At 58.3% G+C, this 20,788-nt stretch carries 15 protein-coding genes; 8 read left to right on the forward strand and 7 right to left on the reverse strand.

Going from position 1 to position 20,788, the window contains the following annotated elements:
• Positions 1 to 71 precede the first annotated feature (71 nt).
• The 4 genes from IBX51_RS07415 (at position 72) to IBX51_RS07430 (ending at position 6,203) form a co-directional block, all read left to right on the forward strand.
• Positions 72 to 1,274 carry a YbfB/YjiJ family MFS transporter gene (locus IBX51_RS07415; protein WP_291830288.1) on the forward strand — a complete coding sequence of 401 codons (1,203 nt, stop codon included), beginning with the start codon at positions 72 to 74 and terminating at the stop codon, positions 1,272 to 1,274.
• Positions 1,261 to 3,735: an ATP-dependent helicase HrpB gene (gene hrpB, locus IBX51_RS07420; RefSeq protein ID WP_291830290.1), complete on the forward strand. Its 2,475-nt coding sequence runs from the start codon at positions 1,261 to 1,263 to the stop codon at positions 3,733 to 3,735. Before IBX51_RS07415 ends, hrpB begins: the two co-directional genes overlap by 14 nt.
• A 168-nt stretch (positions 3,736 to 3,903) precedes the next feature.
• Positions 3,904 to 4,722, forward strand: a complete 819-nt coding sequence (locus tag IBX51_RS07425; protein ID WP_291830292.1) for a hypothetical protein — start codon at positions 3,904 to 3,906, stop codon at positions 4,720 to 4,722.
• A 305-nt stretch (positions 4,723 to 5,027) separates the two neighbouring features.
• Entirely contained in the window at positions 5,028 to 6,203 is a 1,176-nt protein-coding gene (locus IBX51_RS07430; protein ID WP_291830294.1) for a type III PLP-dependent enzyme, read from the forward strand.
• Positions 6,204 to 6,284: 81 nt separating this feature from the next.
• On the opposite strand, the gene IBX51_RS07435 is transcribed toward IBX51_RS07430, so the two are convergent.
• From IBX51_RS07435 to IBX51_RS07455, 5 genes are all read right to left on the reverse strand, one after another.
• Positions 6,285 to 8,363 (reverse strand): site-specific recombinase, encoded by a 2,079-nt coding sequence (locus IBX51_RS07435; protein ID WP_291830295.1) that lies wholly within the window; start codon positions 8,361 to 8,363, stop codon positions 6,285 to 6,287.
• A 70-nt stretch (positions 8,364 to 8,433) separates the two neighbouring features.
• Complete coding sequence (locus tag IBX51_RS07440) at positions 8,434 to 9,624, reverse strand: CynX/NimT family MFS transporter (protein WP_291830297.1); 1,191 nt, start codon at positions 9,622 to 9,624, stop codon at positions 8,434 to 8,436.
• An 11-nt stretch (positions 9,625 to 9,635) separates the two neighbouring features.
• On the reverse strand, positions 9,636 to 10,031 hold the full coding sequence (locus IBX51_RS07445) for an ectoine synthase (RefSeq protein ID WP_008176749.1): 396 nt from the start codon (positions 10,029 to 10,031) through the stop codon (positions 9,636 to 9,638).
• Between the two features lie 50 nt (positions 10,032 to 10,081).
• Positions 10,082 to 11,512, reverse strand: coding sequence for a GTPase/DUF3482 domain-containing protein (locus tag IBX51_RS07450; RefSeq protein ID WP_291830304.1), 1,431 nt, complete (start codon positions 11,510 to 11,512; stop codon positions 10,082 to 10,084).
• Entirely contained in the window at positions 11,509 to 12,921 is a 1,413-nt protein-coding gene (locus IBX51_RS07455) for a DUF2868 domain-containing protein (protein ID WP_291830306.1), read from the reverse strand. Before IBX51_RS07455 ends, IBX51_RS07450 begins: the two co-directional genes overlap by 4 nt.
• Before the next feature lie 83 nt (positions 12,922 to 13,004).
• On the opposite strand from IBX51_RS07455, the gene IBX51_RS07460 reads away from it, so the two are divergent.
• Positions 13,005 to 13,367, forward strand: coding sequence for a DUF6164 family protein (locus tag IBX51_RS07460; RefSeq protein ID WP_291830308.1), 363 nt, complete (start codon positions 13,005 to 13,007; stop codon positions 13,365 to 13,367).
• On the opposite strand, the gene IBX51_RS07465 is transcribed toward IBX51_RS07460, so the two are convergent.
• Positions 13,368 to 14,261, reverse strand: a complete 894-nt coding sequence (locus IBX51_RS07465) for an alpha/beta hydrolase (protein WP_291830312.1) — start codon at positions 14,259 to 14,261, stop codon at positions 13,368 to 13,370.
• A 313-nt stretch (positions 14,262 to 14,574) separates the two neighbouring features.
• On the opposite strand from IBX51_RS07465, the gene IBX51_RS07470 reads away from it, so the two are divergent.
• Complete coding sequence (locus tag IBX51_RS07470; RefSeq protein ID WP_291830315.1) at positions 14,575 to 16,563, forward strand: acetoacetate--CoA ligase; 1,989 nt, start codon at positions 14,575 to 14,577, stop codon at positions 16,561 to 16,563.
• A 428-nt stretch (positions 16,564 to 16,991) separates the two neighbouring features.
• Positions 16,992 to 19,235 carry an NADP-dependent isocitrate dehydrogenase gene (locus tag IBX51_RS07475; protein WP_291830317.1) on the forward strand — a complete coding sequence of 748 codons (2,244 nt, stop codon included), beginning with the start codon at positions 16,992 to 16,994 and terminating at the stop codon, positions 19,233 to 19,235.
• Positions 19,236 to 19,327: 92 nt separating this feature from the next.
• On the opposite strand, the gene ybaK is transcribed toward IBX51_RS07475, so the two are convergent.
• On the reverse strand, positions 19,328 to 19,798 hold the full coding sequence (ybaK, locus tag IBX51_RS07480; protein ID WP_291830319.1) for a Cys-tRNA(Pro) deacylase: 471 nt from the start codon (positions 19,796 to 19,798) through the stop codon (positions 19,328 to 19,330).
• Between the two features lie 275 nt (positions 19,799 to 20,073).
• Here ybaK and IBX51_RS07485 point away from each other — a divergent pair.
• Positions 20,074 to 20,788: sensor domain-containing diguanylate cyclase (locus IBX51_RS07485; protein ID WP_291830321.1), on the forward strand; the 715-nt coding region annotated here is incomplete at its 3' end.

Here is a 20,788-nt window from a genome sequence, read left to right on the forward strand (position 1 = left end):
CTGACAAAACCCATGTGGTCACTTACACTGCCCGGCGTCAATCTCCGATGATAATGAGCGCCGGGCCGTCTATGACCTCTTCTCAGACCACCTCTCCAAGACAGCTGATCACCGTGTTAGCGGCCGGGGCACTGGTCCTTATGGTTGTTCATGGCCTGGGGCGGTTTATCTATACACCCTTGTTGCCTTATCTGGTGGCAGACGATCAGCTCAGTGCATCCGACGGTGCCGCCGTGGCTACCTGGAATTACCTGGGCTACCTGATAGGTGCGATGCTGGCGATTCGCTGGCACCGTATTGATCAGATCCGCTTGATGTTGCCGCTGTTCCTCGCTGTTCATGTGGTGACCACTCTGGTGTTGACTCAGTCGGACCAGCTGACCGTTATCTCGACCAGCCGTTTGCTGAATGGCGTGGCCAACGGTGTGGTGTTTGTGCAAGCGCCCGCGCTGATTCTGGAATGGCTTGTGCTGCGTAACCGGGCATCGTTGAGCGGTCTCGTGTATATCGGGGTGGGTGTGGGCCTGTTGGTCTCCAGTGGGCTGGTGACGGGTTCGGCAACGCTGTTGGAGGGTGCTGAGCGTTGGTGGCCAGCTGCTTTGCTATCCATACCTCTGGCGTGGTGGGGCGTGATGCAGCTGCGCAAACTGGAGGTGCCGGTGCGTCAGCACGATGATTCGGGTCGAGCCGTCATTAATACCCCCTTGATAGACCGGGCCAGTATCCCTTTGTTTTTGGCCTACGCGGGTGCTGGTCTGGGTTACATCCTGCCGATGACCTTCCTGCCGCTGTTGGCCAAAATGGAACTGCCTGATGGCCACAGCTTGCTTGACGGAACTTGGGTGATCGTCGCTTTATTCACCATTCCCGCGCCCTGGCTTTGGAACAAGCTGGGCGCGTTAATGGGCGACCTGCCGGCATTGCGTTTGAACTTTATCATTCAGTTGCTGGGCGTGCTGGTGGCGGTGATCTGGCCCGGGCCTGTTGGTCTGGCGCTTTGTGCCGCTCTGGTGGGCAGTACGTTTTTAGGCACGGTGTTATTAACCCAGAGAATCGGTCGGGCTCTGCATCCGCATCAGGGCCCGCGTTTGTCGGCGGCGATGGTGGCGTTGTATGGCTTTACTCAGATGGTGGGCCCCTGGTTGACCAAACAGTGGCTGGACGCTGGCGGCACCCTCGTATCGGCGTTCGGGATTGGTGTGGCGGCTCTGGTCTTTGGACTGGTGTTTGCGTTTTTCGTGCCTCGGCCGGACGTGTGGCATGCTCCCGATTGATACCATTCTGCCAGAGCTCAAAAACACCCTGGAGCAAACCACCACCGCCCTGCTCCAGGCGCCGCCGGGCGCCGGCAAAACCACTCGGGTGCCGTTGGCGTTGCTGGATACCCCTTGGCGGCATGACCGTAAGATCCTGATGTTGGAACCCAGGCGGTTGGCGGCTCGGTCGGCGGCGAGGTTTATGGCGAAACAGCTGGGGGAGAAACCGGGGCAAACGATCGGTTATCGTACCCGGCTCGATACGCAGGTGTCGGCAAGCACGATCATCGAAGTGGTCACCGAAGGCATTCTCACCCGTCTGATTCAGAGCGACCCGATGCTGGGCGATTACGCTGCGGTTCTGTTTGATGAATTCCATGAGCGCTCCTTGCAGGCCGATCTTGGCCTGGCGTTGGTGCGTGAAACCCAGCAGGCACTGCGGGAAGATCTTCGGGTATTGGTAATGTCAGCCACGCTGGATACCGCGCCCATTGCCCGTATTCTTGGCGATGTCCCTGTGCTTTGCAGTAAAGGCCGCGCTTTTCCGGTGCAGGTGAACTACCGGCCAGTCACTCGCAATGTCCGGGTGGTGGACCAGGTGGTTGCGGTTGTGCAGGAAGCATTGCGGAATGAAACGGGTTCTATGCTGGTGTTCCTGCCTGGTGCCGGGGAAATTCGGCGCGTGGCGCAGCAGCTGCAGAGCCAGGTGCCAGATCACGTATTGCTGGCACCGCTTTACGGCAACCTGACCTCCGACGAGCAGGATCGGGCGATTGCGCCGGCTTCCGACGGCACCCGCAAAATCGTGTTAGCCACCGCGATTGCCGAGACCAGCCTGACCATTGAGGGCGTGCGGGTGGTGATCGATGCGGGTCAGCAGCGCCGGGCCGTGTTCGATCCCAACAGTGGCATGACACGATTGGTCACCGGTCGGGTTTCCAAGGCGTCTGCTGAACAGCGCAAAGGTCGTGCCGGCCGAATGGAATCGGGAGTGTGTTACCGGTTATGGGGCGAATCTGAACAGTTTGCACTGGCGGACTTCACGCCGCCCGAGATACAGGAAGCCGACCTGGCTCCTTTGGTGCTGGAGTTGGCTCAGTGGGGCGCGCGGTCGCTGGATCAGGTTTCGTGGATAGATGCTCCGCCCAAAGCACATTGGCAGCAGGCGGTGGCTCTGTTGCAATGGTTGGATCTGTTGGACGTTAATGGGGCTATTACCGATCACGGTAAGGCTGCCCGTGCGTTGGGCCTGCACCCGCGCCTGGCGCACATGGTGCTCCGTGGTCGAACACTCGGATTCGGTCAGCTGGCGGGGGAGCTGGCGGCTTTGCTGGAAGAGCGGGATCTACTCGGGCCTGGCGCTGGGGCCGATCTTCATGAGCGGATTCGGGTACTGCGGGGTGAATCTGGTCACCGGGGCCTGGACCCTGCACGATTGAAATCGATAAGGCAGGCGGCCAGGCGTCTTTGCCGGGGTGGGGCGCCGGAGCACCTCCCGACAGAAACAGACGTTGGCCGGTTGCTGGCTCAGGCCTATCCGGATCGGATCGCCCGCCGGCGCCCGGGCTCGACGCCGCGTTATCAGCTTAGTAACGGTAAGGGCGCGGTGTTGCGGGAGCAAGACACGCTGGCTCGACAGGACTGGCTGGTGGCGGCCGATTTGGACGGCAAGGCCCGGGAAGCAACCATCTATCTGGCGGCCCCGGTTGATCTGATCGATCTGGAGCGGGATATGGCCACCCACATCCAAGAGCGCGACGAAGCTCTTTGGGATGAGAAGCGCGGCACAGTGGTGGCCCGTCACGTTCGAAAACTGGGTGCTCTGTTGCTGGCGGAGAAAGCTCTGGCCCAGGTGAGCCCGGAGCTGTTGCAGCAAGGCTTGCTGGACGCGGTGCGCCGAAAAGGACTGGACAGCCTGCCCTGGAATCAGGAGGCTCGCCAGTGGTGTGCGCGGGTACAATTGCTGGGCAGGCAGGCACCCGCGGACTGGCCAGACGTCGGCGACGGTGCTTTGCAGGACACGCTTGAAATCTGGCTGGCACCGTTTCTCGCCAACAAAAAGCGCTGGTCCGATCTGGCCGGTATCAACCTGCTGCAGGCTCTGAATTCGTTACTGGACTACTCGCAACAGCAGCAGCTGGAACAACTGGCGCCCCGCGCGCTCACTATCCCAACCGGTCAGAACGTCATTCTGGACTACACTGCCGACAATGGCCCGGTGCTGGCCGCCAAACTGCAGGCGCTGTTCGGTTGGACAGAAACCCCCAGGGTGGCCGATGGCCGGGTGCCGGTGGTGATCCATCTGTTGTCTCCGGCTCAGCGGCCACTGGCGGTGACGGCAGATCTCGCCAGCTTCTGGAAGAATGTCTACCCGGAGGTGCGTAAAGACACACGCGGCCGCTATCCAAAACACCCCTGGCCGGAGAATCCGTTTACTGCTCAGGCTCAGCAAGGCACAAAAAAACGCCCTGTTCGCTGACCGGAGCGTCGGGTACCAATTCAAAATAGATAGTGCGCGAGGTTACCTGCCGGCCTTGTGCTGCCTGCAGATTGCGCAATCTTTGTACTAAATCAGATAACAAGAATGCTTGCCTGAAATCCAGTTCTGTATAAAATGCGTTCAATTCCCCTCGAGTACCGCTGCACAATGCATCTGGTTTCTTTTGATATCTTCCGTACCCTTGGATTTCCCGACACCAGTGTTCTCAAGCCGGAGCAGTTTTTGCGTCATAAAGATCTTCTGCGCGAGGCGGACTGGGTCTTGTTCCCTGAGTACTGGCAGCTGAATGCTTTGGTCCACGGGCTCAAATGCCGGGTGTTTCCGAGCGAGGCCAGCTACCGAATTGGCCATGACAAGGTAGAAATGACCCGTGCCTTTCAGACCGTAGCGCCGGAGCACACTCCCTGGACGATGATAGAAGCCAATGGCCCGCAGGAACGTGACCTGATCTGGGATGCCATGGCTTTGCCATTTGTGGCAAAACTGCCGAAAGCGAGTATGGGTGAAGGTGTCTGGCTGGTCGAAAGTCGGGAGGATTGGCGTCGTTACTGCGAGCGCGGCAACGTGCTTTATGCTCAGGAGTACCTGCCGATTGATCGGGATGCCCGGGTTGTGGTGGTGGGTGACCGGGTATTGACCTCTTACTGGCGGACTCAGGCGGAACAGGGCTTTTACAATAACGTTGCCCGTGGTGGTCAGATCGACACCAGCCCGGTGCCAGGCGTGGTCACGGATCTGGCGTTGAGGCTAGCCCAGGAGCTGGGTGTAGACCACGCTGGCTTTGATATTGCGCTGGTGGATGGTTACCCATACGTACTGGAATTCAACCGGCTGTTCGGAAATCAGGGGTTGGCCAAGGGTGATGACCTGAAAGACGCGATTCTGGATTATTTGAACCAGCAGAGCTGCCCGAAGGATCCTGATGGCCCCACCGAGCCCACGCCACTGTGGCCGGTGGCCGTGTAATCCTGCTCTGGCGGCACCAGCATCGAGTGCCCGCTCGGGTACTTGCTTGAATTGATTGTGATCAAACAGCATATAGCCGTCCTTATCCTGGTATCGTCTCCATCCAGAATTGACCGGGTTGATGTTATTGCAGGCTGGGTGATCAGGGGCTTTGTCGTATTTCAGGTCGCCCGTCTCATGGGTACATATGCGCATTTGCTGCGATCAGAAAAAAGCCCGATGATCGCGACAACCTATGGGTTCCGCAGCCGCGCTGTGGGGCCTTTTTTTATGCTTGTTTGCCCTGTGGAGGGACATACCCACCCATGACCGAAATCGCTAACGCCAACATCGCCGATTACTACGACGCCGAGACCTTCAAGCGTATCAAGGAATTTTCCCAAACCAGGGAAACGCCATTTGTGGTGATTGATACCGCCACCATCAACCGCCAGTACGATGAGCTCGCGGAAGTGTTTCCCTATGCAAGTGTCTATTATGCGGTGAAGGCGAATCCGGCACCTGAGATTCTGACCATGCTGCGGGACAAAGGCGCGAGCTTTGATATTGCCTCGGTGTATGAGCTGGACAAGGTCATGGCGTTAGGCGTGACTGGTGAGCGGATCAGCTACGGCAACACCATCAAGAAAGCGAAAGACATTCGCACCTTCTACGAGAAAGGTGTGCGTATGTACGCCACCGATTCGGAGGCCGATTTGCGCAACATCGCGAAGGCGGCGCCGGGTTCAAAAATTTATGTGCGGATTCTGACCGAAGGCACTCTGACCGCGGACTGGCCGTTGTCCCGCAAGTTTGGTTGTCAGACGGATATGGCCATGGATCTGCTGATTCTGGCGCGGGACCTGGGCCTGGTGCCTTATGGTGTGTCGTTCCACGTGGGCTCCCAGCAGCGTGAAATCGGTGCCTGGGATGCAGCTCTGGGTAAGGTGAAGGTGATTTTTGAGCGCCTTAAGGAAGAAGACGGCATCGAGCTGAAGATGATCAATATGGGCGGTGGTTTTCCGGCTAACTACATCACCCGTACCAACGAACTTTCGGTGTATGCGGAAGAGATTGCCCGGTTCCTGCGCGAGGATTTTGGCGACGATCTGCCGGAGATTATTATTGAGCCGGGTCGGTCATTGATTTCCAACGCCGGTGTGCTGGTGAGTGAGGTGGTGTTGATCTCCCGCAAGTCACGCACGGCACTGCATCGTTGGGTGTTCACTGATGTTGGTAAATTCTCCGGATTGATCGAGACGCTGGATGAAGCGATCAAGTTTCCGATCTGGACTGAAAAAGTCGGCGAAGGTGAGGATTGCGTGATTGCCGGGCCGACCTGTGACAGCGCCGACATCATGTACGAGCATCACAAGTATCCACTGCCATTGAATCTGGCCATTGGCGATCGGATGTATTGGTTGTCGACCGGGGCTTACACCACCACCTACAGTGCGGTTGAGTTTAACGGCTTTCCGCCGCTGAAGGATTACTACATCTAGCTCCCCACTCCATGGTTGATTGGCCTTTGAGTGGGTCTTGATGGAATCTGATGAATATCTGGGTCGCTTCGGCGGCCCTTTTTATTTCTCCAGGGCTTTGTGTCTTCTTGCCTTGTCGTCTGCTTTGGCTTGTTGCCTTTGTTCTGCTGTAGGTTGCGGGCCCGTGGTTTTGTCCGGCACGGGTACCGGATCTCTGGGCGGGTAGACCAGCGCCATGGGGTTTTCTTTGACCACCATGAACCAGGCTTTGATCAGTTTCGAGAAGCTGGAGATCCGGGTGTTTCTGGCTCTCAGAGCGACGTTCAGGGCCAGGGTGAAACTGACTACCAGGTTGACGCCGCCGATCATAAGGGCAAACAGGGTAAACAGGGCAAATTCGCGAGCGCCGGGGATGAACACAGACATGGCGAAGCCGACGTCGGCGGATGAGAAGGCGACGTGGCGAATGTCGATAGGCAGGTTGAGCAGGTAGCCGACGTACCCGGTAACACCCAGCAGCACGCCGAAGACGAAATTGCTGGCCAGGGCGCCGTAGTGCTCAGCCACATAAGCGCCGAAGCGGGCACGGGTTTCTGGTGGCATCAGGGGTCGCAGCAGCGGGTGCTGTTCCAGCCGCTCGGCCAGGTTCAGGTAGGCGGCGCGATTGTCGAAGTAACCGGCGACCAGTCCGGAGAAGAACAGCCAAACCCCGGCGATGGCGGCGTACATCAGGGCCAGGCTCTGCCAGGGATGAATACCGGCGAGCATGTAATCGTAGCGTTCCGTGCTCACCAGAGGCGCGCCCTGAGCGCTGGTGTAGAGCCAGCCAATGGCAAAAGCCACCGACAGGGCGACGGCGACGTTGCCGATGATGGCAACCAGCTGGGTACGACCCACTCTCACCAGCAGTTCCGCCAGTTTGCGGGCGTTAGCCCGGCCCTGCTCGCCCTGCTCCACTTTTTCCGCAATGCTGGCGGCGGTCATCGCCGGCTGTTTGGTGGCTACGGTGCAATGCAGCATGTGGATAACCATAAAGCCGATGCCATAGTTGAGACTGACCCAGAGGGTTTCCCAGCCTCGGGTCAGGTCCAGCTGCAGAATCTGGATTTTGATCAGGGCCATGAAGGCAATGATAAAGCCGCCGCCGGCACCAGAGGCCAGCATGGTCAGGTATTCGTTGCGGCTGCTGGTAATGTAATGCTCGCCGTGACCGCTGGCGTTTTCGGTGACACTGCGCGACATCAGCCGGAGATTGGCGCGCCACAATGCTCTGACGCCATGGCGTTCAGCGCTGGCCTGCACCAGGTTTTTGAACAGCTCTACCGAGCGTTCCAGGCCTTTGGCCGGGTCTTCCGGGTTCATGATGTCGAGCAGGTGTTCGATGCGGCCCAGGGTCTGGTGCAGGCGTTCGAGCAAATGGGTCAGGGCCATAGTCGAGCCGGCAGTGACCGATTTACGTTGCAGGCGATCGATCTCTTCGCGGCATTGTTCAATCAGGACCCGGGCGTGGGCATCATCCTGTTCAACGTTCTGTTGGTGCTGTAGGGCATGGTTCCAGGATTGAACCAGAGCCGCGATCTCCCGCTGCAGTGCGACAAAGGCAGATTCCCGATCAATGATTTTCGGGTTAAGCCTCAGTATGTTGGGCTCCAACTCTTCTGCCGCTACCCAGATCGACAGCATTTCCAGAGCATTCAGCATCTGGTTGTAGATTCGGTGGCGGGTACGCTCAAGTGCAGGTGGAGAAAAGTGCCATAGCGTGGTGAGTAGCCGCAACAAGGCTTCATCCGGGATCTGGTGTATCCACTCAGCGTCGTCTTTGCGATGGAACACCACAAACAGCACACTTTTAACGTTGTTTCGGTCTTTTGGTGCCGGGTTAACGCGTTCGTAAAGACGCTCGCCAATTTCTTTCAGAAAGCCCCGACGTGAGTACAGGCCCAGCCCTGACAATAGCTGAAACAACTGGGCCTGATCGAGCCAGTCCTGAAGGCGGCCAGATACCGCCAGATGTACATCCAGGTTTTCGGTCAGGGCGCCCTCAAGCTGCTTCATGCGGTCGGTGGCGTTATGCACGGTCTCGCCTCGCTGTGGCCGAATCCAGTCGACCACCAGGCTAAGGGTTTTTAGCGCGCTGGTATCTTCGTCAGCAAGCTGGTTTATCAGAGTGGCCAGTTTCAACGAGGGGTCCTTGCTTGTGAATGAGTGCCAGGAATGTCAATACGATGGCTCAACGTCGCCAGATGAGCGCCTAATCTGGACGGCGGCGTAAGTCCAGTGTCAGCGCCACTGGCAAAACCAGCAGACTGTAACCAACCATCACCATCACCGCATGGCGGATGTCTCCGGTCCAGTCTGCAATCAGGCCGCCTAGCATGGGCACAGAAAACGCCAGAGTATAGCCGACCAGAAAGGTGCCAGCGGATAGCCGGCCGGTTTCTTCCGAGCGAACCAGTAGCGGTGGTAAGGCAACCAATAAAATCAGCAGGATGCCGGCAACAAAACTCATCAAGGTGGCACTGATAATGGCCGGCCAGCCTTCCAGCACCAGAGTGCCGGCGGTACCGAGAATGCTCAGTATGGCTACCATTACGATAATGCCGCGCCGACCTACCCATACCCGTGCCATTTTCAGCATCACCAAAGAGGCGCCGACCTGAGCAAAGTTATACCAGAAAAGCGCATCGGCCAGCTTTTCAAAATGCCCTTGCTGCTCCAGAAGGTTGCCCATATAGGCATTCAGACCAAAAAACATGGAGCCAGACATGCCCAGCAGCAAGCCGATGCGCAGCGTTAACGGATTTTTCCAGTCGGGGAGCCAGGCCGATCGGCGCACGGGCCGGGCCAGATCTCTTTTTGGGAGAAACAGTGCGGCCGCGACCAGCAGTGCCGGCAGTGACCAAACCAGCAGGGTGGCACGCCAGCTGTTGTCCAGCAGTGGCATGAGCACGGGCAGCGTAATCCCGGCACCGATGAATTCGCCCATCAGCATACCGTTCATATAGATGGCCGAGCCCAACGCCAGATGGTGTGGTTCGAGCCATCGTGGTAACAGCGCCGGAAAGGCCGGCTGCATCATGGCCACCCCAAACCCCATGATGGCGCTGGCCACCATGAGGGTGATGGTATCTGGTACCAGCCCTCGGCCGGCGGATCCAATCACCATGATCACCATGGCCAAGGCCAGTGTGTTTCTGGGGCCGATGCGAGAAATGGCCAGCGAGCCGGGCATGGCTCCAATCGCCAGCATCAGAATCGGAAGGGTGGTCAGGGCACCGGTCAGGGCCTGGGTCAGACCGAGCTCATCGCTGATGAAGGGCGCCAGGGGCGGTGCCACCAGCACCGGTATTCTCAGATAAACGCCGGCCAGCCAAAGCAACACCGCCACCGGCAGCAGCTTGGCTGGCGATGGCGGTGTGGTGGCGGCTGAATAATCTGCCACGTTCAGCGGTTTCAGTCTTCGCTGGTGTCTGGCAAATAGGCGCCGTCTTCGTCGTGAACTTCGCGGCCAGTGACCGGTGGGTTGAAGGCGCAGATCAAACGCATATCTTCGGTACCACCGTACAGCGTATGCTGGTCGTGCTTGTCGAGCGCATACAGGGTGCCATCGGTGATCTCGTGGGTTTCACCTGTGGCCTTATCCAGAATTTTGCCGTTACCGGCGACGCAGTAAACCGCTTCCAGATGGTGCTTGTACCAGAGGTTGAGCTCGGCACCGGCGGGAATAATGGTTTCATGGAACGAGAAACCCATGCCGTCTTTTTTCAGCAGCATGCGGCGGCTGGTCCAACCCGGGCCGGTAACTTCGCGCTCGGTACCGATGATGTCTTGCACTCGTACGATTTTCATTCGCATTCCTCATTATGTGATGGAATAGCCATACAGTATAAACATGCCCGTTACGGCCGATTCAACCGCCAATCGTCGTAAACTGCCATGGCCCGCTCGATTGCAGCGGTAAAGTTCTGTCGTTGCTGAGGGTTGAGCGGCTTCTGTTTTCGACACCGATCGAAGGCTTTCTGAATCTCTCTGCGGCTTGCTTTTTCAAGTCTTTCCAGCCAGTGGTGATCGGCGGGTTCCAGCTCCAGTAAACCACGGCCTGCGTGGTTTCGATGGCTGATGTGCCACCAGTGATCGACCGCCCGGCCGGCGACAACATAACCAAACTGACTGTCCTGTACAGGTCCGAACGTGGCGGTTTTCAAACCGTCTTTCAAGGGGCCGATGCTGAGTGCCGGCAAGATCAGGCGGTCGCCATAAAAGTAACTACCGGCGGCGCCGACCAGGCCACCCACCAGCGCCCCGGTGCCGAGGGATGCGCCAAAGGTGACCGCGTCGATACCCGCGCCGCCGACGGCACCTGCGCCAAAGCCAGCGGTGGCGAGGTATTTTTTACTGACGGCCCAATGTTTGCGGGTGTTTTCGGAGAACAGGTCGTGCTGGTTGGCCCATTCCAGTTCCGCTTCCTGACGCTGGATGTGCTGGTGCTGGTAAAGCAGCTCAATGTTCACGCGCAGAGTCTGTTCTCGTTGGCGTTGGTGGCGATACCAGCGATCCCGCAGGGTGTCCGCCAGAGAGGCATCACTGGTGCTGGCCACCTGGTCAAGGGTCAGTGTACGCTTTTCCTGATAGCTCATCAGATCTTCCAGAGCCCGAGCGATCAGGCTGGCGGCCTGGTACCGGCGTTGATGGCGTTGCTGGGCCAACAAGTTGGTGGCTTGGGCCAGGGTTTGCTCCCAGTTGGGTTCCAGCTGGCCAAAGGCTCTGAGCAAGCTGAGGTGCTGCTCGAACGGGGCGCGAACCGCATCGAATTTGCGAACAACCTGGAAAAACTGGCCAAGTGCCGATTGCCAGGTGTCGCTGTAATCGCCATCACCGATGCTGTTGATCAGGGCCAGGCTAGGCCGGCCGGTCCAGCGCAGAATCGTCATTTCTGCCTCGTGTTCCGCACTGTAAGGCACGGATCCGTCCACCACGTAAATGATGCCAGCGCCGTCGATGATCGGGGTGAGCAGCTCACATTCATCGACATAGCGGTCATCACCCCTGTGTTGGAGTACAAAGGCTCGTACCGTTTCCGGATGGTCAGAGGCAGACAGACTGTGGGCTTCCAGCCACTGCAGCACGCGCCTTGGGCGCTGGAAGCCCGGCGTGTCGACCAGAGTATAAAGCTCTTCGCCGTCGACCGTCAGAGGATAGGCCTGCCGGGCCCGGGTGGTACCAGGTTCCAGTGCAATGGCAATGGCATCGTTCTGGGACAAGGTGGCGACCACACTGGATTTGCCTTTGTTCGGGTGGCCGACCACCGCGAATAGCGGTTGTTGGGTCATGGTTGTCCGGTCCCGGTCTGATAAGGGTTGTCCGGTATGGATGGTAGTAACGCGACGTCGGCAAAGCCTGCAGGCAGGCGCTCGGTAAAGCGCAACCATGGCTGGATAAGGTGGTTGGCCGGGGCCTGGTTGGCATTGGGGGCCAGCGGCAGAATTTGCACTCGGGTGTTCGCGGGCCACTGGCCCCGGGCATGGTCGAGGAAATCGTGAAGCTCACCGGTTGGGGGTTCCCAGCTGCGGGTAACCAAGACAATCGTTGGTGCCGGTTTGTGGGCCAGAGCACCTGCCAGGGTAACGATGACGTGGTCATCCTCGGCCAGGGATGCCCGACCGCCAGCCCTGAGTACGGTGGTTCTGGCACCCAGCAGTTGTTGGGGCAGCTCCGGTTCGCCGGCACCTGCCCAACAGATAATATGATGAACATCGGAGAGCTCGACCGGTCGGGCGCGAGTGCTGGTGTCTGGTAGATCATCGGCGTCGTTGTGCTGATTGCCGGTCTCCAGGGTTGGGGTTTCCATACGGTAGGCCAGTGCCTGCATGCCGGGATGGCGCCGCAGCAGATTGTTGCTTTTACGCCGGATTAGCCAGTGACTGATACACAACAGAAGCAGACGGGGAAACAACACCCAAGTCAGCCACAACATCACCGCGAAAGGCCACCATTGCCCCCACTGAGCAGCCGGGGTGACTACGCTGGCCGGCGCGGCACGGAAAAATCGTGTGGCCTCGACCAGATCTTGCGACGGCACCGCAGCCGGCCATAGCCACCCCCAGGGGGTGGCTATGGCCTGAACCAGGGCGTGATAGCCCTGTGCCGCTGTGTCCAGTGTGGTGCTCCAGCCAAAGGCCAGGTCTTGAATAACCAGCAATGCCAGTAAGGTGAGTAGTCCGGTGCTGGCGAAGGCAGTGCCGCCGGTGTGAGCCGCCCTGGCCATCAGGAGAGGTTGTAGTTGAATCAGAGTTGACCCTGGCCGCTGCTTCTGCAGGCGCCGTTGCAGCCAGCCCCAGGGTTGCCAGCCTACCAGCGCCTGCACCGTGGTGGCCGCAGCCAGCAGCAGTTGCAGCAACACAAACGCCAGTAGCGCGGTGATGTTGATGCGCTGGCCGCCGTCATAGAACAACAGTCCGGCCATGGTGAGAATGCCGAACACTGCTCCGACAGCGACGAAACCGCCCTGGATTCGTCGCCACCGTTGCTCGATGTTCTTACCGGCCTGCTGGCCATTGCCGGGACCGCTGAGCCGCGCCATCTGTTCCAGCCAGGCGGAGGCATCCGGGCGGATTCCCTGTTGTTGGCAGTCCAGGGCAAAACGCCGGTCACGGCGGTGCAGAAAACCCGGATCTTGATCCCTGTCGCGCTGGATGCGGTCATCAAAATCCAGCAGCAGACGGAGGGGGTTATGGCTCATGCAGTGTCCTGATGAATTCGGTCGGATTGGCTTTCCTGCTAGGATATAGCCATTAACCTTCATGAAGCCAGCCGGGAAGCCCTATGCCCCACCACCTGATGAATCTGCGCAATGTGCCCGATGATGAGGCAGACGACATCCGAGCCCTGTTCGAAGAGCATGAGGTGCGCTACTACGAGACTCCGCCAAGCCGCTGGGGCATCAGTATGGGTGGCTTTTGGGTGCACGACAACGATGAGGCGGCCCGGGCTAAAGTATTATTGAAGGCCTACCAACAGCAACGCTTCGAGAGCCAGCGCCGTGCCTATGAAGACAAGCTGGCCCGAGGCGAGATTGGTGGTGTCTGGTCGATGATCCGGCGAAAACCAGTGAGAACCCTCGCGGCTTGCTTGGCGATCCTGGTGATCGCAGGCTTCAGTCTGTTGCCGTTTATCCGGCTTGGTTGATCAAGGGTCTTGATGCCGGGCCAGAAACTGTGCCGCGCTGTCGACGGCTTTGCCGGCAGTGAGAAAGCTCGTGATGTGTCCGCGCAGGTGCATTTTGTAGACCTCGTGATACACCTTATTGTCTGCCAGGGATTGCGAGAACCCCTCGGTCTGAGTAAAGGGCACCATCATATCCATGGCACCATGAAACAGGAAAAATGGCGGTGTTGACGCACTGACGTGGCTGATCGGAGACGCCTGTTGATAGCGCTCCGGGTCTGCCTTGGGATCACTCCCCAGGAATTGCCGAAGCAGCCTGCCGGAACCGAACGCCGAAAGGTCTGACGGCAAGCCGCCCGCCACCACGGCCTGAAGCCTGGTATCCGGACCACCATGAGGTGTGTTCAGATCGCTGTCAGTACTGGCAACGGTTGCCAGTAGCGCCATTAGATGAGCGCCCGAGGAAAACCCGAAACCACTAACCCTGTCGGCATCCAGTCCAAAGTCTGCCGCATTTTGCGTAATCCACCGTCGGGCGACCTGCAGATCGTGCAGTTGCGCCGGGAATGTGTATTCCGGCGCAAACCGGTAATCCACGTTCAATACCGCAAAACCCTGGCTTGCCAAAGCCTCAGCTATCCAGGTCATATCAGCTCGCGAACGTCGCTCCCAGCCGCCCCCGTGAGCCATCAATACGACCGGAGCATTGCCTGCCACGGCGGGCACATAGAGATCGGCAAAGAGAGATGCCGGCCAGGAATCCGGGGAATAGGGGATAGAGGAATGAACGGTAAACTCGGTTGTCGGCAGGGTGAACGAGTTTGATGGTGTCGGCTGGTGGCTGGCGCAACCGGTTAACATCAGCACCGCCAAGGCCATAATGATGTTGATATCCCTGGCGTTTTGAACGATCACACCCGCCTCCTCAAAAATTGACGAACAACCAGACGATACGAGCCGCAGCTGAGGATGGATGTCCATCTGGTGAGAGTGTGTTTGCCGGGTATCATCACCCGTGACATCTACCCGGGCGTTTTGTCGTTCGTTGCCTCGTAAGTGCTGAGCCTGATGATGTATGAACAACGCGCAGGGACTATGCTCTACATGGGTTCGGTACACTCGGTGCAAGCCTCGCCCCCTAAAGCGCCCTGTGTGGCCGCGGAATACGGTGTGCGCAGTAACATTACCTGCCAGGGCTGGCATATGCAGTCATTTTCTGGAGAAACGGATGAGCAACACAGAACAATCACCTGTGGTCTGGGCCCCGGACCAGGATACCCTCACCGGCTCCCGCATGGGCCTGTTCAAGGCCTGGCTGGAGCAGCAGGGCTTTGGGCCGTTTGCTGACTATCACGCGCTGCACCAGTGGTCGATCACTGAACTCGATACCTTCTGGCAGAAAATATGGGATTACTGCGGCCTGGTCTTCGACACCCCAGCCAAGCGCGTGCTGGGCCACCGAGAGATGCCCGGTGCCGAATGGTTTCCGGGCATGAAGCTGAACTTCGCCGCTAACCTGTTGCGGCTGGCCGACGGAGCGCACGCGAACAAAGAAGCGGTGGTGGCCTACTGTGAAACCCGTCCAGTGCTGCGCAAAACCTACGCGGAACTGAAAGCCGATGCGGGCGCCCTGGAAGCCTTCCTGCGCCGCAACGGCATTCAGCAGGGTGACCGTGTAGCGGGCGTGGTCACCAACGGCTACGAAGCCTTGGTGGGCATGCTGGCGGCCACCAGCCTCGGTGCCATCTGGAGCTCCGCCTCCCCGGACTTCGGCATCGGCGCCATCAAGGACCGTTTCGGTCAGATCGAACCGGCTGCGTTGATTGTGGTGAACGGCTACGGCTATGGTGGCAAGGTGTTCGCCCGCCAGCACGACTTTGCCGAACTGATTGCTGGGCTGCCGTCCCTGAAAGTGGTGGTCAGCATTGCGCAACTGCCAGACGAAGCCCCGATTCCCGGCGAGATGGTCACCCCCTGGGACGACGCGCTGAAAGCCGGTGAAGGCCAGGCTCCCTCGTTCACCCCAGTGGACCCGGACCACCCGGTTTACATCCTCTATTCCTCCGGCACCACCGGCAAACCCAAGTGCATCGTGCACGGCACCGCCGGCTTGCTGGTCAACCACGCCAAAGAGCTTATGCTGCACGGCGACGTGGGCCCGGACGACCGCTTCCTGTACTTCACCACCTGCGGCTGGATGATGTGGAACTGGCAAGCCTCTGCCCTGATGACCGGCGCCGCCGTGATCACCGTGGATGGCTCCCCGGGTTACCCGAACCTCAACTTCCTGTGGGAAACCGTGGCCAAAGAACGGGTGACCCACTACGGCACCAGCGCCCGCTTTATTGCAGGCTGCCGAAAAGCCGAACTGCAACCGGCGAAAACCCTGGACCAGAGCCACCTGCGCGTCGTCTTCTCCACCGGCTCCCCGCTATTGCCGGAAGACTACGACTGGATCTACACCGACGGTGCCCCCAACGTGCTGCTGGGCTCGATCGCTGGCGGGACCGATATCTGTGGCTGCTTTGTGGGATCGACACCACTTTTGCCGGTACGAAGAGGCGAAATCCAGTGCCGCTTACTTGGTGTGGATGCTGTCGCCTACGGCGACGACGGCCAACCGGTCCGCGAAGGCCGGGGCGAACTGGTCTGCCGTCAGCCGCTGCCCTCCATGCCTGTCAGCTTCTGGCAGGACCCGGACAACGAACGCTACAAAGACGCCTACTTCAACACCTTCCCCGGAGTCTGGGCACACGGCGACTTCATCGAATTCACCGAACACGGCGGCGCCATCATCTACGGCCGCTCCGACGCCACCCTCAACCCCGGCGGCGTCCGCATCGGCACCGCGGAAATCTACCGCCAGGTAGAAACCATCAGCGAGGTCAAAGACAGCCTGGTGGTGGGCCGCCAGATTGACGGCGACGTCGAAGTCGTCCTGTTCGTCGTCCCCGCCAACGGCCAAGCCGTCACTAACGACCTGATCAAAACCCTGAAAACCCGAATCCGCGAAGGCGCGAGCCCCCGGCACGTGCCCAGACATATCGTCGAAGTGCCCGACATTCCCTACACTCGTAGCGGAAAAAAAGTGGAACTCGCGGTGGCCCGGCTGGTCAATGGCTCAAGCAAGGCGGACAACCGGGATGCTTTGGGCAATCCGGAAGCTTTGGATCGGATTCGTGAGCGGTTGGTGGAAATGGGGTTGTTACCGGCGTGATTACGGTCATTTTGTCGACAAAATGAGTATGTTTCCGCTTTACTAAAGGCGTGCGGAATACAACTCGGCAGTCGGATAAGCGGTGGGGGAAAGCCCTCCCAAAACTGTGCGGAGCCCAAGCGCCCCATGGATGGGCCGAAGGAGCGTGTTTTGGGAGGGCTTTCCCCTACCGCGATAACTCCAAAGCCTTAAAATCCGACGAATGTTAGAAAGTTTCGTAAATTCCAGCCATTTCATCGTCCTGTAACCGAAGATAAGGCATTTTTAGTCCGTTCTTATACTAAGATATTAACCAAAGTCTGGTAAAAAATGCTATCTTATTAGGCCTATCAAAAGTTCCGAATCAGTCACCGGCATAACCAGCCGTTCACAAGACGCCTGATCGTGCCGTGACCGTCCCGAACCCACCCATTTGCCTGAGGACGAAAATGAGCAACTCCAAATCCAAGATTGTCTACACTCTGACCGACGAGGCACCTGCCCTCGCCACCCGGTCACTGCTTCCCATCCTGGAAACCTTCGCCAAGCCGGCTGGCATCGACTTTGAAACCAGCGACATCTCCCTTGCGGCGCGTATTCTGGCCGGGTTCCCCGACTACCTTGAAGAAGACCAGCGCGTTCCGGATGCCCTCGCTGAACTGGGCGAGTACACCAAAGACCCGGATGCCAACATCATCAAGCTTCCGAACATCTCTGCCTCCATTCCGCAGCTCCGTGCCGCCATCAAGGAGCTGAACGATCAGGGTTACAACCTGCCGGAATACAAAGAAAATCCGGAAACCGAGGAAGAGAGGGAAATCCACAACCGCTACTCCAAAGTCCTGGGCAGCGCCGTCAACCCGGTTCTGCGTGAAGGCAACTCTGATCGCCGAGCTCCGGCCGCGGTCAAAGCCTTCGCCCGCAAATTCCCCCACAGCATGGGCGAGTGGAGCCCGGCCTCCCGCACCCACGTGGCTCACATGCGCGGCGGTGACTTCTACTCCAGTGAGCAGTCCGTCACTCTGGACAAGGCCACCAATGTCAACATCGTGTTCGAGAACAAGCAGGGCCAGCAGACCGTCCTGAAGTCCGATCTGGCACTGCTCGATGGTGAAGTGCTCGACGGCATGTTCATGAGCAAGAAAGCACTGGTGAAGTTCTTCGAAGACGCTATCGCAGACTGCGAAAAAACCGGTGTCATGTTCTCGCTGCACGTGAAAGCTACCATGATGAAGATCTCTCACCCGATCGTGTTCGGTCACGCGGTGAAGGTGTTCTACAAGGATTTGTTCGACAAGTACGGCGACCTCTTTGATGAAATCGGCGTTAACCCGAACAATGGCCTCTCCAGCGTGCTGGAAAAAATCAAAGAATTGCCGGAGTCCAAGCAAGAGCAGATCCAGGAAGACCTGCACGCCTGCTACGAGCACCGTCCGGAGATCGCCATGGTGGATTCCGTCAAAGGGATCACCAACCTGCACGTTCCCAGCGACGTGATCGTCGACGCCTCCATGCCGGCGATGATTCGTAATTCCGGCAAGATGTGGGCCCGGGATAACAAGCTCAAAGACACCAAGGCAGTGATGCCGGAGTCCACCTACGCCACCATCTATCAGGAAGTTATCAACTTCTGTAAGACCCACGGCGCCTTCGATCCGACCACCATGGGTACTGTACCCAACGTTGGCCTGATGGCCCAGAAAGCCGAAGAGTACGGTTCTCACGACAAGACGTTTGAAATCAAGGAAGACGGTATTGTGCGTGTGGTTACTGAAGACGGCACCGTGCTGACCGAGCACACTGTTGAGTCGGGTGATATCTGGCGTGCCTGCCAGACCAAAGACTTGCCCATTCGCGACTGGGTCAAGCTGGCGGTCAACCGTGCCCGCTCCAGCAATACCCCTGCAGTGTTCTGGCTGGACGACGAGCGCGCGCACGACGCGGAGCTGATCAAAAAAGTCGAGACCTATCTGAAAGAGCACGACACCGAAGGTCTGGAGATTTACATCAAGTCGCCGGTCCGCGCGATCCGCTGGACCATGGAGCGCTTGATTCGTGGCCTGGACACCATTTCGGTGACTGGCAACGTGCTGCGTGACTACCTGACCGACCTGTTCCCGATTCTGGAGCTGGGCACCAGCGCCAAGATGCTGTCGATTGTGCCGTTGCTGAACGGCGGTGGTCTGTATGAGACCGGTGCTGGCGGCTCCGCGCCCAAGCACGTGCAGCAGCTGGTTCAGGAAAACCACCTGCGTTGGGATTCTCTGGGTGAGTTCCTGGCCACGGCGGTGTCTCTGGATGAGCTGGGTGAAAAGCAGAGCAACAATAGTGCTCGCTTGCTCGGCCAGACTCTGGACAAGGCGACCGAACGACTGCTGGAGAACAATCAGTCACCGTCACGGGTGACCGGCGAACTGGACAACCGCGGTTCCCATTTCCATCTGGCCCGTTACTGGGCAGAAGCGCTGGCAAACCAGGATGAAGACAAGGAACTCAAAGAGTTCTTCACCAAGCTGTCTAAGCAGCTGGAAGAGAACAAGGACAAGATCCTGGAAGAAATGACCGTGGTACAGGGCCAACCGGCCGACATCGGTGGTTACTACCACGCGCCCATGGAAAGAGTGTGTGAGGTGATGCAGCCGAGTGCAACGCTTAACAAGATCCTGACCGACGCGCAGGCATCTGTGAGCTAACACCCGCAAATCCGCACCGGGCTCCCCGGTGCTGGTTGAGAAGCCCGGGCGGCCATGCAGGCCCTCCGGGTTTTTTGTGCCCGATGGGTTTGTCAGTCCTGTTGCAGGGGTACAAACTGAGCGCTGGTTAGCCTGGCCAAATCAGCGGGTGCCAGTTCTATCTCAAGACCCCTTTTGCCGGCACTGACAAAAACCGTATCAAATTGTTCGGCAGAAGCATCAATGTAGGTGGGCAGTCGTTTTTTCTGGCCCAGAGGGCTGACCCCGCCCAGGACATAACCGGTGCTGCGCTGTACATCCAGTTTATCGGCCATAGCCGCCTTCTTGCCGCTTGCTGCCCTGGCAATGAGTTTCAGGCTGAGCAAATGAGTCACCGGCAGCACCGCCACCGCCAGTGTTTTGCCGTCTACACTGACCACCAGAGTTTTAAAAACCCGGCTCGGCTCCACCCCTGTTTTCTCGGCTGCTTCGGTACCGTAGCTTTCCGCTGCGGGATCGTGCTGGTATTCGTGAACGGTGTAGCTCACCTGGGCTCTTCGGGCGGCCAGTATTCCGGGTGTCATACACACTCCTGTTAGTAGCGCGAGTTGGCGGGATTAAAGCACGGCACCGGCACAACGTCATCCCTGCCGATGGTCAGACCAACCCTGTTGAGCGTATCTAAAAAGGAATGAATCCTCGACTGAAACAGTGATACTGTCTACTTTCTGTATAGGAAAGTGCCAGATTAGAAGGGAAGATTATGCAATCTGAGCGTCCGGAGGACGACGGTTCAAACGGATCAAATGGGAACCAGAGCCCTTTGCGAAGGGCGATATCAGCCACCTTGGTGTATCTGGTGGTAGGTTTGATCTGGATTATCTTTTCCGATCGGCTGGTCGAAGTCTGGTTTCCCGATCCCCGTACCCTGTCTACCGTGCAAACCTGGAAAGGCTTTCTGTTTGTGGCGTTGACAGCCCTGGTGCTGTTTATGGTTATGTTGCGCTTACTCATCAAGGATCGCTTGCTACTGTCGTTGCAGGTGAATCAGCGCCGGGCGTTACGTCAGCGGGAAAAACAGCTGACGGTGTTGATGGATAACCTGCCTGGCATGGCCTACCGTTGCCTGCACGATGATCAGTGGACCTTGGTGTTTGTGTCGGGCGGTTGTGAACGCCTGACCGGTTATACACCCGATGAGCTGATAAATAACAAACTCGTCAGTTTTGTGGCGCTCATGGACACCGAAAAATCGGAGCAAATCCTGGAAGAGGTCGACATTGCTGTCCGCAAAGGTGAGCCTTTTTCGGTGGAATACGCTCTGACCCGCAAGGATGGCCGGAAGGTCTGGGTATGGGAGCGGGGCTGTGGCGTCGAACAAGACGACGGCACTTCGTTGCTGGAAGGAGTGCTACTGGATATTACAGACCGTAAGGTGCTGGAGACAGAGCTGGAAGAAATGGCGACTCGCGACCCATTAACCGGATTGCTCAACCGCCGGGAGTGTTCCCGGGTATTGGATGAAGAGCTGAAGAGGGCTCGAAGATACGAGCGTCCGCTGGCCCTGGTGTGGA

The sequence above is a fragment of the Marinobacter sp. genome, from assembly GCF_014859525.1.
Taxonomy (GTDB): domain Bacteria; phylum Pseudomonadota; class Gammaproteobacteria; order Pseudomonadales; family Oleiphilaceae; genus Marinobacter.

What these genes read in the sequence shown, in the direction of transcription:
- IBX51_RS07415 (WP_291830288.1), top strand. Translation starts at nt 72, where the DNA reads ATGACCTCTTCTCAGACCACCTCTCCAAGACAGCTGATCACCGTGTTA.
- hrpB (WP_291830290.1), top strand. Translation starts at nt 1,261, where the DNA reads ATGCTCCCGATTGATACCATTCTGCCAGAGCTCAAAAACACCCTGGAG.
- IBX51_RS07425 (WP_291830292.1), top strand. Translation starts at nt 3,904, where the DNA reads ATGCATCTGGTTTCTTTTGATATCTTCCGTACCCTTGGATTTCCCGAC.
- IBX51_RS07430 (WP_291830294.1), top strand. Translation starts at nt 5,028, where the DNA reads ATGACCGAAATCGCTAACGCCAACATCGCCGATTACTACGACGCCGAG.
- IBX51_RS07445 (WP_008176749.1), bottom strand. Translation starts at nt 10,031, where the DNA reads ATGAAAATCGTACGAGTGCAAGACATCATCGGTACCGAGCGCGAAGTT.
- IBX51_RS07450 (WP_291830304.1), bottom strand. Translation starts at nt 11,512, where the DNA reads ATGACCCAACAACCGCTATTCGCGGTGGTCGGCCACCCGAACAAAGGC.
- IBX51_RS07455 (WP_291830306.1), bottom strand. Translation starts at nt 12,921, where the DNA reads ATGAGCCATAACCCCCTCCGTCTGCTGCTGGATTTTGATGACCGCATC.
- IBX51_RS07460 (WP_291830308.1), top strand. Translation starts at nt 13,005, where the DNA reads ATGCCCCACCACCTGATGAATCTGCGCAATGTGCCCGATGATGAGGCA.
- IBX51_RS07470 (WP_291830315.1), top strand. Translation starts at nt 14,575, where the DNA reads ATGAGCAACACAGAACAATCACCTGTGGTCTGGGCCCCGGACCAGGAT.
- IBX51_RS07475 (WP_291830317.1), top strand. Translation starts at nt 16,992, where the DNA reads ATGAGCAACTCCAAATCCAAGATTGTCTACACTCTGACCGACGAGGCA.
- ybaK (WP_291830319.1), bottom strand. Translation starts at nt 19,798, where the DNA reads ATGACACCCGGAATACTGGCCGCCCGAAGAGCCCAGGTGAGCTACACC.